General features: G+C 65.0%; 16 protein-coding genes. 7 read left to right on the forward strand and 9 right to left on the reverse strand.

From position 1 onward, the window contains the following. Positions 1-98: 98 nt before the first annotated feature. The 3 genes from NED97_RS18910 to NED97_RS18920 all read right to left on the reverse strand — a co-directional run bounded on the left by NED97_RS18910 (position 99) and on the right by NED97_RS18920 (position 3,313). Positions 99-929 (reverse strand): phosphosulfolactate synthase, encoded by an 831-nt coding sequence (locus NED97_RS18910; RefSeq protein ID WP_252488559.1) that lies wholly within the window; start codon positions 927-929, stop codon positions 99-101. A 396-nt stretch (positions 930-1,325) separates the two neighbouring features. Further along, the gene (locus NED97_RS18915; RefSeq protein WP_252488560.1) at positions 1,326-2,675 is read right to left on the reverse strand and encodes an MmgE/PrpD family protein; all 1,350 of its coding nucleotides are present in this window, start codon (positions 2,673-2,675) and stop codon (positions 1,326-1,328) included. A 95-nt stretch (positions 2,676-2,770) separates the two neighbouring features. Then, complete coding sequence (locus NED97_RS18920; protein ID WP_252488561.1) at positions 2,771-3,313, reverse strand: cupin domain-containing protein; 543 nt, start codon at positions 3,311-3,313, stop codon at positions 2,771-2,773. Between the two features lie 300 nt (positions 3,314-3,613). Here NED97_RS18920 and NED97_RS18925 point away from each other — a divergent pair, with 300 nt between their 5' ends. Continuing rightward, entirely contained in the window at positions 3,614-4,708 is a 1,095-nt protein-coding gene (locus tag NED97_RS18925; protein ID WP_252488562.1) for a glutamate-cysteine ligase family protein, read from the forward strand. Positions 4,709-4,712: 4 nt separating this feature from the next. Here the strand turns inward: NED97_RS18925 and NED97_RS18930 are convergent, their stop codons facing one another. Together NED97_RS18930 and NED97_RS18935 are read right to left on the reverse strand one after the other, a co-directional pair. After that, the gene (locus NED97_RS18930) at positions 4,713-5,555 is read right to left on the reverse strand and encodes an ABC transporter permease (RefSeq protein ID WP_252488563.1); all 843 of its coding nucleotides are present in this window, start codon (positions 5,553-5,555) and stop codon (positions 4,713-4,715) included. 122 nt (positions 5,556-5,677) lie between these two features. Beyond that, positions 5,678-6,241 (reverse strand): DUF6789 family protein, encoded by a 564-nt coding sequence (locus NED97_RS18935; RefSeq protein WP_252488564.1) that lies wholly within the window; start codon positions 6,239-6,241, stop codon positions 5,678-5,680. 137 nt (positions 6,242-6,378) lie between these two features. On the opposite strand from NED97_RS18935, the gene larE reads away from it, so the two are divergent. Both larE and NED97_RS18945 read left to right on the forward strand, forming a co-directional pair. After that, positions 6,379-7,236 carry an ATP-dependent sacrificial sulfur transferase LarE gene (larE, locus tag NED97_RS18940; protein ID WP_252488565.1) on the forward strand — a complete coding sequence of 286 codons (858 nt, stop codon included), beginning with the start codon at positions 6,379-6,381 and terminating at the stop codon, positions 7,234-7,236. A gap of 179 nt (positions 7,237-7,415) precedes the next feature. Beyond that, a complete protein-coding gene (locus tag NED97_RS18945) occupies positions 7,416-7,769 on the forward strand; it encodes a hypothetical protein (RefSeq protein ID WP_252488566.1) in 354 nt (117 codons plus the stop codon). Positions 7,770-8,092: 323 nt separating this feature from the next. Here NED97_RS18945 and NED97_RS18950 read toward each other — a convergent pair whose 3' ends face one another. From NED97_RS18950 to tatC, 3 genes are all read right to left on the reverse strand, one after another. Next, complete coding sequence (locus NED97_RS18950; RefSeq protein WP_252488567.1) at positions 8,093-9,412, reverse strand: MFS transporter; 1,320 nt, start codon at positions 9,410-9,412, stop codon at positions 8,093-8,095. A 10-nt stretch (positions 9,413-9,422) separates the two neighbouring features. Further along, complete coding sequence (locus NED97_RS23155; RefSeq protein ID WP_256493359.1) at positions 9,423-9,548, reverse strand: hypothetical protein; 126 nt, start codon at positions 9,546-9,548, stop codon at positions 9,423-9,425. 275 nt (positions 9,549-9,823) lie between these two features. Next, a complete protein-coding gene (gene tatC / locus NED97_RS18955; protein WP_252488568.1) occupies positions 9,824-10,843 on the reverse strand; it encodes a twin-arginine translocase subunit TatC in 1,020 nt (339 codons plus the stop codon). A gap of 141 nt (positions 10,844-10,984) precedes the next feature. Between tatC and NED97_RS18960 the strand changes: the two genes are divergently transcribed. From NED97_RS18960 to NED97_RS18970, 3 genes are read left to right on the forward strand one after another with little or no spacing between them, the layout of a single operon-like run. Continuing rightward, a complete protein-coding gene (locus NED97_RS18960) occupies positions 10,985-13,318 on the forward strand; it encodes a twin-arginine translocase subunit TatC (RefSeq protein WP_252488569.1) in 2,334 nt (777 codons plus the stop codon). A 42-nt stretch (positions 13,319-13,360) separates the two neighbouring features. Beyond that, positions 13,361-13,537, forward strand: coding sequence for a ribbon-helix-helix domain-containing protein (locus NED97_RS18965; RefSeq protein ID WP_252488570.1), 177 nt, complete (start codon positions 13,361-13,363; stop codon positions 13,535-13,537). Positions 13,538-13,587: 50 nt separating this feature from the next. Continuing rightward, on the forward strand, positions 13,588-13,842 hold the full coding sequence (locus NED97_RS18970; protein ID WP_252488571.1) for a hypothetical protein: 255 nt from the start codon (positions 13,588-13,590) through the stop codon (positions 13,840-13,842). A 45-nt stretch (positions 13,843-13,887) separates the two neighbouring features. Here the strand turns inward: NED97_RS18970 and NED97_RS18975 are convergent, their stop codons facing one another. Then, positions 13,888-14,673, reverse strand: a complete 786-nt coding sequence (locus tag NED97_RS18975) for a 23S rRNA (uridine(2552)-2'-O)-methyltransferase (protein ID WP_252488572.1) — start codon at positions 14,671-14,673, stop codon at positions 13,888-13,890. Positions 14,674-14,935: 262 nt separating this feature from the next. On the opposite strand from NED97_RS18975, the gene NED97_RS18980 reads away from it, so the two are divergent. Then, positions 14,936-15,181 (forward strand): DUF7127 family protein, encoded by a 246-nt coding sequence (locus NED97_RS18980; RefSeq protein ID WP_252488573.1) that lies wholly within the window; start codon positions 14,936-14,938, stop codon positions 15,179-15,181. Positions 15,182-15,346: the final 165 nt, after the last annotated feature.

Here is a 15,346-nt window from a genome sequence, read left to right on the forward strand (position 1 = left end):
AGGAACCAGGTAATGCACCTACCGTCACTCGCCGTCAGTTCGCGACGGCCGGACGCCGCCCGCGTCGCAGGCGCCACTCGCCGGCCGCGCACCGCCGTTCAGTCGTTCCGGTAGCTCGCGATCCGTCCCCACGTCGACTTCTTGCCCCACAGCCCTGAGCGCATGCACTCGAGTTCGACGATCTGGGAGTTGTCGACGAACAGGTTCACCCGCGGCCCGAACTGCTTGATGTACCACTCGAACACCTCGGGGTCGGCGGCCTCGAAAACGCAGTTCTCGATGCCGAGTTCGTTCGCGATCTCGAAGGCGACGTCGGTTCGCCAGTCGCGGACCTGCTCGGTGATGCCTTCGGACTCGACCATGATCTTGTACGCGCCGGCCTCGAGGTGGCGCCGCCCCTCCTCGATCGCGCTCGTGGGGTCGACCGCCGACTCGGCCTCGAGTTCCTCGACGCTCGAGGCGCCGCCGGCGCCGAACTGGACGTTGATCTCCGGCTTCGCCTTCAGCCCGTGGTCCTGGACGAGTTCGGTCAGGGCGACCATGTCGTCGGTGTCGATCGCGAGGAAGCCGCTCGAGACCTCCACGATGTCGAAGCCAAGGTCGCCGGCCTCCTCGACGTAGCGCTCCACCTGGTCGTAGTCTCGGATCAGGACGTGCTCGATGAACCCGCCCGTCGACACCAGGACGTCGTGCTCGTGGCAGATTCCGATCAGCTCCTCGACGACGTCCTCGGGCATCAGCGCGAACGAGCCGCCGGAGAACTTGTAGATGTCGACGTAGGCGCCCATCGTCTCGAGGATGTCCCGGAGCTCTCGCGGCCCCATCGGGTCGTAGTAGGGCCCCCGAATTTCGGTGATGCCGTTCTCTCGCGGTTTCGCCTCGCGGTCATTGACGTGCAGGAAGTCGAACGCACGGTCTGTGTCGGCCATGGGGGTCCCCGACTACGAGCAGGACTAAAACGCTGTCACGCAGCTTCGCTGGGATCTCTTTGTAATTGAGACAATAGCTGTGTTACGTGCAGGCGGAGAAGGTAACGCTTCGGTAGCGGGTCGAGCACAGCAGCCGCGAGCGACCATCGGGAGCGAGCGGCCTTTTTCATCGAAGTTTTTGCGCCGAATGGTTCCGAGCGAAGTCGTTCGAGACGGCTTCGCCGTCTCGTGATCTTCAAAAGAGCGCTTTGCGCTCTTTTGGACCTCGCGGAGCTTCGCTCCGCTCAGTGACGAGAGACTTCCAGTCTCTCGAACCACGAGGAATCCCGAGGCGGAAAGAGTTCGGTGCGTATCTCTACCTCACAATTGGTTCTTCGGCCGAATCCGAAACGGCCGTCAGGCGAGCAGCGCCGTCAGGTCGGCCACGTCGCGGTCCTCGAGCGAGCGAATCGTCTCGACGATCTCGTCGCGGCGCTCGGCGTCGACGTGCTCCGCGGTGACGGTCTCGAATTTCTCCTCGAGACCCTCCCAGCCGATCGGATCCGTCGGGTGACCGCGGAAGGCGTCCTTCTCGACGCGGTAGGTGGTGCCGTCGTCCATCGTCACGTCGATGACGGCGGGCATCTCGCCGTTCTCGAAGCGCTCGGTGAGTTCGGGATCCTCGGTGACGTCGACGATCCGGAGCAGGTCCTGGACGTCGTTCCGGCGGATCCGCTCGGGTTCGTACTGCGCGAGCGAGAGGTCGCGGTCGATCAGCGCCGCGGCGAGCATGTACGGCAGCGAGTGATCCGCCTGAGCGCGGTTGCCGACCTCGTAGCGGTTCCCCTCGCCGCCGCCGATGATGAGCTTCGCGCCGGCGAACGTCTCGAGTTTGATCCCCGCGACCTCGTCGGAGTCGAGATCCTGGCTCTCGGCGAGTTCGACGATCCCCTCGACCGCCGACTGGGCGTACGTCTCGGCGACGTACCGCTTCGTCATAACGTCGTGGACGCGCTCGCCGGGCGTCAGGTCGACATCGAACGGACCGGCGACGACGTCCTGCCACCCCTTCTGCCCCTCGAAGGCGTCTCGCGGCCCCGCCACTCCGTTCTTCGCGAGCATCGCCGCGTAGACCGCGTTGCGCGCCGCGTTCGCCGATGCGAGCCCCTTCCACTCGGTGATCCCGCCCGTCCTCGTGACCCGCAGGGCGTTGTGCCCCGTGCCGGCGATAGCGACGGCGTTTCGCGTCTCCTCGAGGTCGAGTCCGAGCAGTTTCGACGCGCCTGCGGCGGCCGAGATCACGGTGTGCGTGACGTGGTCGAACCCCTTCTCGCGGACGGGCGCGTTCCACGCCAGTTCGGCCTGGATCTCGTAGGCGACGGCGAGTCCCGCGAGCAGCTCCTCGCCGGTCGCGCCGGCGTACTCCCCGGCCGCGACGACCGCACCGATATTATCGCTCGGGTGGGGCGTCTCGCCCGGCGCGAGGTACGAGTCCATGTAGTCGAGGTACCGGACGAGCGCCGTGTTGTGCATCGCCGCCTGTACCGGCGACGCACCGCCGTCGCGCCCCCACAGCGTACAGGGGCCGCCGGCCTCGAGTTCCGTCACCGTCCGGTAGACTGCCCGCGGCGGGCCGGCGACTTCGGCGGCGATCGCGATGCCAACCGAGTCGAGAAGCCGCCGTTTGAGCGCGTCGCGAACGTCCCCAGAGAGGTCGTCGTAGTCGGTCTCCCGGACGAACTCCGCGAACTCGATCGTCGTGGTCATAGGTGGCGTTCCACAACCACCGCCAAACGTTTTGGCGTGGCAGACGGCGGCGGTTCGGTCGACGTTCAGCCGCGACGATACCGACCCCGTTTCGCTCACGTTTCCCCGCCGTACCGGTCGTATCGGGCCCGGTGGCCCGCGAGTCGGCCGAGCGGCGCGGTCGCCGAGGCCATCGCTCGCTGAATCGGAACCGGGACGCCAGCGAGGGCGAACTCCTCGCGGTACGCGTCCGCGAGCACCGCCAGCTGGAGCGGAGCCGGCAACCCCCAGTCGTTCGTCTTCCCGTCCCGAGCGAGGCCGAACATCGTCTCGAAGAAGGGCTCCAGCTCGAGTCCGGGGCGAAGTTCGACTATCGCGTGCATCTCGTCGGCCCCGGCGTTCCAGACGGTGTGTGGAGTTTCGAAGAGTATCGAAAACCGCGTCCCCGGCGTCGCCGTCCACTCGTCGCCGTCGATCCGGACGCCGAGCCGTCCCGACCGAATCGCAAACCGTTCCTCCTGGTTCGGGTGGACGTGGTCGACTTTTCCGAGCGCGAACCCGCCCGGCTCGAGGGTGTAGTCGAACCGAAGCGCCGCGTCGGTTTGCTCACGAAACGCGATCCGTTCTCCCGTCACCGGATTCTCGAGTACTCGTCCCATTGTCGTCTCTCGGTCGGCGACCGACGCCTCGAGTAGGGCTTCACCGAACTCCGACAAAAATCGTTCACCAGTCCTCGCCGAGAACGTGCGGAGAGCTGGCTCGACCGGCGAGTGATCGCGTCAGCCCGTCCCGCTCGAGAACGGTTCAGTCGGGCGATACCGGCTGAAGTATAGCCGGCTGCTGCAGGCAGGATCGGTTCTGCGAAACCGATCGTCGTTACAGTACGAAGACGGTTCGTGCAGGGGCGCATTCTGGGCAGTGAATCGGGTCGTGGACGATCAGCGGGCCTCAACCGAACAATGAACACGAGCCTCGAAGTCGAGTACTGGGTAGTCGATAGCGACGGAGAACTCATCTCGCCGGGATCGCTCGCAGCCGTTTCCGAACGCACCGAGCGGGAGTTCGTCGAACCGCTGTTCGAGATGAAAACACCGCCGTGCGAGTCGATAGCGGAACTCCGGAGGACCTTCGTCGAGCAACTGGGCGAGGTGCTCGAACGCGCCGAGCGGGTGGACAAGCACCTCGTCCCGCTTGGAACGCCGATCAACTGCGACGGGATCGACCGCCGGCCCGGCGAGCGCGGCCGGATCCAGAAGAAGGTCGTCGGAGCCAACTTCGACTACGCGAAGTACTGCGCCGGCACGCACGTCCACTTCGAGAAGCGCAACGTCACGGATCAGCTCAACACGCTCATCGCTCTGGATCCGGCACTCGCCCTCGTGAACTCCTCGCCGTACTTCCAGGGCGAACGCGTCGCTAACGGCGCTCGAGCGTACTGTTATCGAAAGAAGGGGTACGCGGAGTTCCCGAGACACGGCCAGCTGTGGAACTACGTAGAGAACGTCGGCGAGTGGTCTCGACGGCTCGATCAGTGCTTCGAGGAGTTCGAGACGCAAGCGCTCGAGGCGGGCGTCGACGGCGACGCCCTCGCCGACAACTTCTCGTCGGACGACGTCGTCTGGACGCCGGTTCGACTGCGCGACGAGATGCCGACCGTCGAGTGGCGCTCGCCCGACGCGGCGCTGCCGAGTCAACTGCTCCGGCTGACAGAGGAGATGCACGGCGTGATGGAGACGCTCCACCACACGAACGTGCAGATCGACGACGGAACCGGCAACGAGGCGAGCCACGTCACGAGCGAGGGGATTACACTTCCGGAGTTCGACGCCGCCTTCGATCTCGCCGAGTCGGCGATCCACAACGGCCTCGAGTCCGCGCCGGTCGCGAACTACCTCGATCGAATGGGGTTCTCGATCGACGACTATCACCCGATCTCGACCCGGATCGACGGTCGCCAGTACGTGACGAAAGGCGACGCTCGAGACATGCGCCTCGAGTACGCGAGTCGTCTCGAGACGGACCTCGAGCGCCTGCGTGCGACGGTCGATAGCTAACGCGTTAGAGCACGCCCGCGATGAACGCCAGTCCCATTCCGATGAGCACCGCTGCGGTGACCATCGGCAGGTACGGCGTGTACCGCTCGATCCGGTCGCGGTAGTGCTCGTAGCCCGCGATCAATAGCAGCGTCGGCACGATGATCGCGACGATGACGGCCAGCGAGTAGACCAGCATCAACTCGAGACAGGACTCCGTTCCGACGCAGATCGCCAGAATCTGGATCGGTTCTTCGTGGGCAAATCCGAGCAACAGTGCCGTCGTTCCGAGCGCGAACAGCCCGCGCTCGGCGTGTTCCTCGCTTATGTGCTGGTGTCCACCGCCGCCCGGGAGCGCATCGCGGACGCGCTCGAGGAGGCCGGGTTCGGAGTCGTCGCGGTAGCGAGGGTCGGTCGCGCCGACGCGCTCGCCGCCGTTGGTGTGGCGGTCGTGGTCGTGATGATCGTGGAGGCTGCCTTCAGCGTGGTGGTCGTGTTCGTGGTCGGCCTGTCCGTGTGAATCACTGCGGTCGTGGCTATGATCGTGATCGTGGTCGTGATCGTGCGCCCCGTGGCCGCCGTGTCGGTACTCGTGGATGCCGAGCAGAATCAGGAGCGTGCCGGCGACGTACCGGAGCCACGGCCCCTCGGCGAACTCGTTGAACGCGCTGAACCAGAAGTACGCCAGAACGAGGACGACGCTGCTGATCAGGTGCCCGACGCCGAGTACCGACGCCGCGACGAACCCGGACAGCAAGCGGCGCTGCCGGTTCAGCGCGTACGTCGCCGCGATCGGCCAGCCGTGATCCGGCAACACGCCGTGGACGAAGCCGATCAGGACGACGCCGGCAACGAGTCCGATATCCATGTCGGATATCAGTTTCCCTCTGGGATGGATGTTGTGATACCGGCGGCTTCGCGAGTGCTGCGAGCGAAGGCTCGGAAAAGCGGCCAGTAGCGGCAACGACTAAAACCGCGGTCGGCGGTCGCTCAGTTGCCGTCGTCGTACTCGTACTCCGACTCCGGATCCTGGACGCCTTCGGTCCGCGAGCCGACCCAGGCCCCGAGCGAGAGCCCGTACACGAGGTGGGCGGCGTGGAACAGCGCGAGTTCGTCGGCGTCGAGGCGGATATCCAGCAGTTCCTTCAGCATGACCTGCGAGCCGAACGCGGACAGCGCCATCCCGAAGACCGACCCCCAGACGAGGCCGCGCTGCTCGGGTTCGATGGAGCGGTCGGCGTCGAACAGGGCGAACAGGGCGCCGAAGATCATTCCGCCCTGAATCCCGTACGCGAGGTGCAGGATCAGCCCGGCGATCGGGTGATCCTCCGGATCGCCGCCCGTGACGTACTTCGCCCAGAAATTGGCGGATGGGGGCAAGGAGCGCAGGATCGGGAGCCGAAACGCGGTCATGATGAGGGTCGCGACGAATCCGGCCTGGATCCCGCGGATAGCCGCGGAGACGGCGTGGGCGCCGCGCGATCGGCTGTCGGCCTCCTCGGTGTGTCCTTCGGTGTCGGCGCTCGGTCGAAGCCGTCGAAGTCGGTCGAACATGGTGGCCACTGCGTGAACGGTACGGCTGATATCGACTTAACGTTCCGGCGCGCTGCTTACTGCATCCGGCGATCGCTCGGCGAAAGCGGCCGGTCGACGACAACGCGCTTTTGCCCGTCCGGGACGAACGGGGGGTCATGACACGGGTCGAGGCGAAACTCGAGGCCGCGCGCGACGACCTCGCATCCCACGACGGCGTGCTGATCGCGTTCTCCGGCGGAGTCGACTCGAGCGTGGTGGCCGCCCTCGCCCACGATGCGGTCGGCGAGGACGCGGTCGCCTGCACCGCGAAGAGCGAGACGCTCCCGGAGGCCGAACTCGAGGACGCCAGGGAGGTCGCCGAGGAGATCGGCATCCGCCACGAGATCGTCGAGTTCTCCGAACTCGAGAGCGACGCGTTCGTCGAGAACGACGACGACCGCTGCTATCACTGCCGGACGATGCGACTGGGCGAGATGATCGAGACCGCTCGCGACCTGAAGATCGGGACGGTCTGTGACGGGACCAACGCCGACGATCCGGGCGCCGGACACCGGCCGGGGCTGCAGGCCGTCGACGAACTCGAGGTCCACTCGCCGCTGCTGGCCCACGATATCTCGAAGGAGGAGGTCCGGAAGATCGCCGAACACTACGGCCTCTCGGTCGCCGACAAGCCCTCGATGGCCTGTCTCTCCTCGCGCATCCCGACGGGGCTCGAAGTCACCGAGGAACGGCTCACCCGCGTCGAGCAGGCCGAGGCCCTCCTCCGCCAGTGGGGGTTCGACCAGTTCCGCGTCCGGGACCACGACGGCCTCGCCCGCATCGAGGTCTCGCCCGACGAACTCGAGCGCGCGCTCGAACCCGAGTTCGTCGAGACCGTCCGGGAAGCGCTCTCGGAGATCGGCTTCGAGCACGTCACGCTGGATCTCCACGGCTACCGGACCGGCAGCGTCAGTCCCGGCGACGAGGCCGTCGTCGAGGACGTCTTCGCCGCCGACTCGGAGTCGGACGACTGAGCGCCGGCTCGAGCGAAGTCCGCCGAACGTCCGACTCGACCGCGTCTCAGTGCCCATTGTTACAGAATATAACCGTATTTATCGGACTGAATGTAACGGTGGCGGGCCTTTTGGACTCGCGTACGGAAATATTGCACAGTTCGACACGAACGTACTCTTTCCGCGAGTAGCGGTGATCGATGGACGACGACGACGTGCCGTCCGGGTGGACGATCGAGGCGTGTCGGAGCTATACGCAGGCGAACAGCGACCGAGAACTGCAGTATCGTACGTATCGACACGAATCGGACGACCTGCGGGTGAAGGTCGCGCCCGCGTCGCTCGACGGTGCGGATCATCCCGGCTACGCGCTCACGGCGACGAGCTATCCGGGGCTCGACTGTTCCGAGACGATCCGGATCAGGACGGTGCTGACGTTCGACCGCTGTGATCGGATCGCCGCCCGGTTCATGCAGTTGTTCTCGGCCAGCTACGACGGCACGCTCGAGGAGGCGCTCGAGTACACCTACCAGCGAACGCGGGACCACCGGTGAGTCGGGGCGGCTCCGATCGGCCAGCGCGCGGAAGTCGACGTGTCCGGAGTCGGCGTGACCTCGAGCGGTGCGTTCGCTTCGGAAGGACGAAGAGCGTTCTCGCTCCGAGTAGCATCCCGAGCGGCGAGAGCGACTCGTCCGTCACCTCGCGGGATTCGACGTCGGCGACGCTGCTGATTCTCTAGAGCGTCATCGCGAGCACGACGAGGCACAGCTATCCCGACGAGAGGAACCCCCCAGCTGACCGCATCTCGGATGCCCAGAGACGAGCGGTTGCCGGATCGGGCGCCGCGGCCGTCCGGTCCTCGAGGCGACGAGGCGACTCAGTCGTCGGCGAGCGACGGCTCGGTCCCCACCGGTTCCGGTGCCGGCTGCGTTCGGTAGAGACCGCTCGAGAGGCCGACCGAGACGAGTGCGAGCGCGAGGAAGACGACGAAACCGGTCGCGTACCCCGCGGTACCGTACAGGTCGACGAAGACGCCGAGGATCGGCGGGACGACGAAGCCGCCGAACGCGCCGAGTCCGCCGACGAGTCCCGACGCGCCGCCGACGGCTTCCGGCACGTACGTCGGAACGAGTTGAAAGACAGCCGCGTTGGCGACGCCCATTCCGGCGCTGAGCAGTACCGTCGCGCCGAGCGCGAGTGCGAACTCGCGCGTGAAGACGAGAACGCCCGCGGCGACCGCGACGGCGACGAAGCTCGCGATCGCGGTCCGTTCTCCGCCGATCCGGTCGCTGACGACGCCGCCCGGAATCCGAATCCCGGCTGCGAGCAGCGTAAACGCCAGCGCAGTCAGGATTCCGGCGCGCTGGATACCGATCCCGTGAACGGCAGTCCAGTAGGAGGGCAGCCAGGTGGTCAGCGCGAGAAAGCCCCCAAAGGACGTGAAAAAGAGCGCGACCAGCGCCCACGTCCGCGGAATACTCGCTGCGTTGCGGAGGGAGGCGGCCGCATCACCGTTGGGAAACAGCTCCTGTCCGTGATCGCGTGCGCGGCGCTTAGCCCGCGCGCGACTGAGACCGCGCTTAGTAAATTGGAAGTACGGCGCGTCGACGGTGAGAATCGCGTAGCCGATCGTCCCCAGGATAAGGAAGGCGAACCACGTGAGGTACGCACCGGTCAGACCGAGCGCGGCGAGTGCAATGGGGACGAGCAGCGTGAAGACGCCCGGCGAACTGTTGCCGAGTCCGGCGTAAACCGCGAGCATCGTCCCCTGCTGATCCTGCGGATACCAGTAGGACGTCTGTGCGATCCCGACCGAGAACGTCGCGATGCCACAGCCGCTCAGTGCGCCGAAGAGAAACACGAGCGGATAGCGCTCCATCGTGAGTCCGTCCGGAGACGCCGTGAGGAGGAGCACCGACAGCCCGCCCATACCGACGATGGAGAGCCCGAGCAGGACCAGGAACGGTGTTCTCGTCCCGACGTCCTCAGCCCACGCACCGAAGGGGATTCGGAGCAACGAACCCGTCAACTGCGGGGCCGCGACGAGCAGGCCGAGCAACAGCCCGGACAGCCCCATCGCCCCCTGAAACTCGGCGGCGACGGGTCCGTAGAGGACGACCCCGGCGAACCCGACGAAGAAGCCGAGCGTCGCGGCGACGAGGCCCCGTCGCGGAGTTCCGTATACCTGGTCGGTCATCGGTCTCGTCTCAGACGTCCGCCCCGGGGAGTTCCGCGGCGTCGCGTTCCAGCGGCGTCTCGAGGCGAACCGTCCACCGAGTCGGTTCAGCCGACCGTGCCCGTCGAACGCGTCTCGTCACCGGGAGTTCCGTCACGCAACCCACCTCCGACGATCGAACGGCAAGCCCGGTTGTTTACACTCGTAAAGGAGATCCGGATATCGAACCAACATCGTGCTCCAATTCACGGAAGAGTGGAACACCCATAACCACTAAACGGTAATCATTTACGAACGTCTGTTTTACCGGGTAATCGGTGTGAGGTTCCGATAATCTGGGGACGGATACGGATAATATAAGGGTGTAAAGGAATCGGAAGACGGCGGTCTATCGGACGAACGGTCGGTGCGGCGAACTCGGGACTGCCGGAGTTACCGGCCGGTCCACTTCAGGATCAACAGCGTCCCCTCGAACAGCACGATCATCATGATCGCGACGAGGATGGGGGCCATCATCGTCGGGTCCACGGTGAACATGAACGACAGCCCCGCGAACGCGGCCCAGAAGTAGAGCCGCTTGTCGGCGAGCCACTTTCGGGTCGTGACGCCCATCATGATCGCGAGCATGATGAACAGCGGGATCTGGAAGACGATCGCGAGGAAACCGGTCAGCGTGATGATCAGGTTGAACGTCTCGCCGAGCGCGTAGGCGATGTTCGCGCTGCCCTCGGAGTAGAAGGTGAAGTACTGGAAGAGGATCGGCAACACGAGCAGGTAGGAAAACACCATGCCGAGTCCAGCCAGCACGACGCTCGTCGGAACCGCCGCGAGGTAGTACTTGCGCTCGTGCGGATAGAGCCCCGGCCGCATGAACAGGTAACACTGGTAGATGAACATCGGCAGCGCGACCATGATGCCGAGCAGCGCCGACAGCTTGATCCGGGTCAGCCACAGCTCGAGCGGATGGTAGATGCGCGGCGGCTCGTTGATCTGCGTCGGGAAGACGTGGAGCCAGATGTGCTCGATGGCCTGTGAGGCCCACAGCAGTCCGATCGCCGTCCCGGCCGCGCCGACGAGCAGGACGACCGCAAGCCGGAGGACCATCTCCTCGATGTGATCCGCCAGCGGCATCTCCTCGTCGTCCGGCGGCGTCGAGATGCCGCCGACGTCCTCGTCCGGGTCCGGATAGGTCGGATCGCTCTCGTCGGGGTGGTCGCCGACGATCCCTTCGCCGTCGGTCTCGACCGTGGGCGGCTCGTCGTCCACTTTCTCGAGGTTGTCCGTCGCGGAATCGTCGTCGGCCGCCGCGTCGTCGGGTTCGTCGGGATCCTCGGCCGCAGGGGTCGTGGAACCGGTGTCCGAATCGGCGTCGTTCGGCGGTTGCTCCCCGGGATTGTCCCGCGGCTCCTCGGGGTGCTCGGTATCCCCATCGTTCGCCGACTCGTCCGTCATCTACGAGATATAGATAGCCCGCCAGTTATAGGCCTTTTCTTACAGACACCGTGAGATGCTGACAAGGGGGGAATTTCATCGAGACGAGCGCTACGTACACGAAAGGTTGATAACCGGATGTCAGTTACCAACCATCAGTAAATGAGTTCTGCCGTCGACGAAGATACCGCCCGAGCCATCAACACCGGCCGGGAAACGATCGGCGCGTTGCTCTCGAGCGTGCAGACGCACCTCCAGAAGGTTTTCATCGTCTTCGTCATCGGCTTCGTCGGTTCCTTCTACGCCCTGCGGATATGGATCTGGAACTTCCTCAGAGCGACGGCGAAATCGGAGATGAATCAGGACGTCGCCATGGCGACCGACATCATCACCCGAACGCCGTTCGAGGTGATCCTCTTGCAGGCGAAGATCGGAATGCTGGTCGGGATCATCGTCGCGATTCCGGCGTTGGTGTACTTTTCCCGGGATAAACTTCGTCAGCGCGGGTTCCAGTCGGTCGTTCCCATCTCGAAGCTCCATATGGCCGGCTTCGCCGCAACCTCGTTCGTCCTGTTCTGGGTCGGCGTCTTCTACGCCTACGCGGTCTTCTTCCCCTTCGCGTTCGACTTCCTCGCCGTCGTCGCATACGAGGCCGGCGTCGATCCAAGCTGGGGGATCACCGAGTTCACCGAATTCATGGCCCTGTTGACCCTCTCGTTCGGTCTCGCGGCACAGATGCCGCTGTTTATGGGCATCCTCTCGTACACCGAGATCGTCCCCTACGAGACGTTCCGGGACAAGTGGCGCCACGCGGCGGTCGCCATCACGATCTTCGGCGCGATGTTCTCCCCGCCGGACCCGTTCACGCTGGTCATGTGGGCGCTCCCGCTGTTTGCGCTCTACGTATTCAGTCTCGGTCTCTCGAAGGTAGTCACCAACGTCCGCCGACGGGGTGCGGCCGAACTCGACACCGGAACGGCGCTCATGAAACGCCGCTTCCTCCAGTTCACCGGTCTCGTGATCGTCGCCGCCGTCGCGGCGATCGCGTTCGTCAACCAGGTCGGATTCACGTTCGTCAGCGAATCGGTGTATCCGCAGCTTCCGGACGTACTGCAACCCGCCGACGGGAACATCGGTCTCTGGCCGATCGTCGCCGAACACGGCCTGCTGGGAGAGCTGGCCGTCGGTGCGATCGCAGCCGCCACCATCGGCTTTCTCGTGCTCATCGGCTACGCGCTGAAGATCCTACAGTCGCCGGTCTACCCGCGCGAGGACGACATCCGGGCGGCCGATACCGCCGAGGACGTCGACTTCGAGACGCTCGAGGCCACGGACATCGAAGACGTGCCGGCGACGGTCTTCCTCGAGATGGAAGAAGAAGAGGCCCTCGAGTACTCCCGGAAGGCGATGTACGACGACGACCGGGACAAGGCGCAGGCGATCCTCAACCGGTTCGACGGACTGCAAAAGCAACAACAGGAGGCCGCCGACTCGAGCGCCGGCGCGACCGGCGGCACGGGTGCCGGCGGCGCGGCCGCCGCGGGCACCGAGGAGGAGGAAGGGAACGTCTTCTCGAGTACGGCCGCCGGGATGTTCGACGCGTTTACCGAGGAGGAGACGACCGAGGACGACATCGGCGGTTACGCCTACGACCTCGCGTTCATCTTCAACAGCCTCACCTCGAAGATGTTCTACATCGTGGGCGTATTCATGGCCGTCCTCGGCGGGACGTTCGTCGCGCTCTACCAGGGCGGGTTCGGCGTCATCCTCGCCCAGTTCGTCAATCGCGTGCCGGACGAAGTCCTCATCGAGGTCGCGGAAGGAAACGACGCGGAGATCACCGGCGCCGAGTCCACGACGGATTTGATCGGCGAACTCGGACTCGTCATCGCGCTTCACCCGGTCGAAGTGCTGATCTTCATGGTGAAGGTGAGCACGATCCTGGCGATCCTCGCCGTCCTGCCGCTGATCATGTACTGGGGCTGGCCGGCCGCCAGGGAGCGCGGACTCGTTCGCGGCGATCCGCGGGTGATCCTCGTCTGGGGCGGCACGATGCTCGGCGGATTCGGTCTCGGCCTGTTCCTGGGCTTCTACTGGATCGCGCCCGCAGTGATCTCGTATCTGATCACCGACGCCGTCACGAACGGGATGGTCGTCACCTACCGGATCAATAGCTTCTCCTGGCTCGTGATCTACACGACCATCGGCGTCGGCTTCCTGTTCAACATCATCGTCACGATGGCGATGTTCCACATCGGTGGCATCGTCAACTACCGGACGATGCTCGCGCGCTGGCGGCCCGTCGTCGTCGGGATCTTTACGGCCGCCGCGTTCTTCAGCCCGAAGGGGATCCTGACGATGCTGCTGGTGGCTATTCCGATCGCGCTGACCTACGTCCTCGGCCTCGTCGTGCTGTACGTCCTCACCGGCGGCGGGCGGCTCTTCGGCGGTGGACGCGGCGGCACCCCCGAACCCGAAGCCAACGCCGCCGAGTGAGGCAGCCGACGGCTTAAGGGAGATCACTACAAACGCCACCACATGCCCAAGATCAGCGTCGAAATTCCACAGGAACTGCTCGACGATCTGGACGGTCACGTCGGCGACGACGGCAAGTTCGTCAATCGCAGCGATGCGATCCGCGCCTCGGTTCGCAAGACGCTCGACATCCTCGACGAGATCGACGACCGCCACGACCGTCTCGAGACCGACGAATAGTAGCCGTAATTTCCGATGGTTTATGTGGGGCTAGCAGAGAGTCCCCAACGATGACAGTACCCGCGACCGAAAGGGGAGACGGAGAGTCGACCGAGACGATCGAACTCCCGGCGACCGAAACGGTCCAGCGCGCCCTCCACGAAGCGACCGGACACCTCTACGACGAACTCGCGACCGTCGACCAGAACGACGCTGCGGAAGGCGACCAACTGTCGGCAGCGGTTTTCGATTCACTCGAGGAGTTCTACGTGGCGACCGCGGAGGAGTCGGTAACGGCCGTCCGTATTAGCTACGAGCGGGAGTGAGAAGCGAGACGAAACGACCGCGGAGGAGTCGGGAAAGTCGGCGCTTTACTCGTCGTCGATCTGCTCTGCGAACCCGAAGTTCGGCTTCACGTCCTCGACGCGAACCTCGACGACGTCACCCGTTTCGGTCGAGGGGACGAACAGCCGGAATCCTTCCACGGACGCGATACCGTCGCCCTCGCTGCCGACGTCGACGATCTCGACCTCGAGTTCGTCGCCCTGGCTGACCGGTGCCGTGAGCCGTCCCTTGGCAATGAGGAAGAGTTCGGAGGACTCCTTTCGCGACGCCTTCGGCGTCGTCGCGCGGACGTACTGAAACTCCTCTTCGACCTCCGCCCGGAACTCGTCGACGTCGGGGCCGTCGAACACCTTGGCGACGAAATTACCGCCGCTGTCGAGCAGTTCGAGGGACGTCTCGAACGCCTGCCGGGCGAGGTGTAGCGAACGGGCCTGGTCGAGCGAGTACTCGCCGGTCATGTTGGGCGCCATGTCCGAGATGACAGCATCGACCTTCCCACCGGCGGCGTCGGTGACGCGATCGCGCGTCTTCTCCTCGGTCATGTCCCCGCGGAGCGTCTCGACGCGGTCGTTGACGGACGGATCCTCGAGATCCTTGATTCGCTGAAGGTCGACGCCGATCACCTGTCCCTGCGGGCCGACCTTCTCGGCGGCGACCTCGAGCCAGCCGCCGGGGGCGGCACCCAGGTCGACGACCGTGTCGCCGCCGGAGATGACGTTCTCGAGGTCGTCGAGCTGCTTGAGCTTGTACGCCGCTCGACTCCGGTATCCTTCCTGTTTCGCCTTGTTGTAGTAGTGGTCTCGTCGTGTCATGATTCGTACCTCGTGAAGCGACCTCGAGTCAGTACCGCGGCCGATGCTGATCGAGGGGTCGATCCGGGTGCCGTCGCGGGACGGCTGCGTGACGGATCGACCGTGTTCGTACCGAGGGTACGGACCAGAAGCGGAAAGACCTGCTGAAAGCGGGCCGGACGGGGGTTGCGCGGTTCGAACCGCCGGACGGGACGGAGTCGCGGTGAGCGAGGTAGCAACTTCGTGCCTACCTCTTACGGACGGCGGCCGCTAATGGCCGATTATGGAAACGCCACCCGAGCTCGAAGCGGCGGCCGGAGAGAACGACGAGGTCACGATCACCGAGCGGGAGTACGACGAGGAGTACGTCATCGCGGTGGATTTCGGTCGACGTGCCGGAAAGCCGACGCTCGACGTCGTCGACGAGACGGCGATCGTCGTCGTGGACGACGGCCAGTTCGAGTTCGCGATTCCGTCCGACGCGACCGAGGTGACGGTCAACGACGGCATTCTAACTGTCAAGGGCTGATCACGGGCCGCGAGCGCCCCGGGGGAGACCCGCCGTAGTAGCTCGGGGAGGAACGAACCGATTTTTCGCAGTAGCACCGACAACTGTCGCCGAGCGAGACGACCAGCGACCGACGACTTTCCCGTCGATTCGATCGTCTCGAGCGGTCCGCAGACTCCGGTTTTT

The sequence above is a fragment of the Natronococcus sp. CG52 genome (assembly GCF_023913515.1).
Taxonomy (GTDB): Archaea; Halobacteriota; Halobacteria; order Halobacteriales; family Natrialbaceae; genus Natronococcus; species Natronococcus zhouii.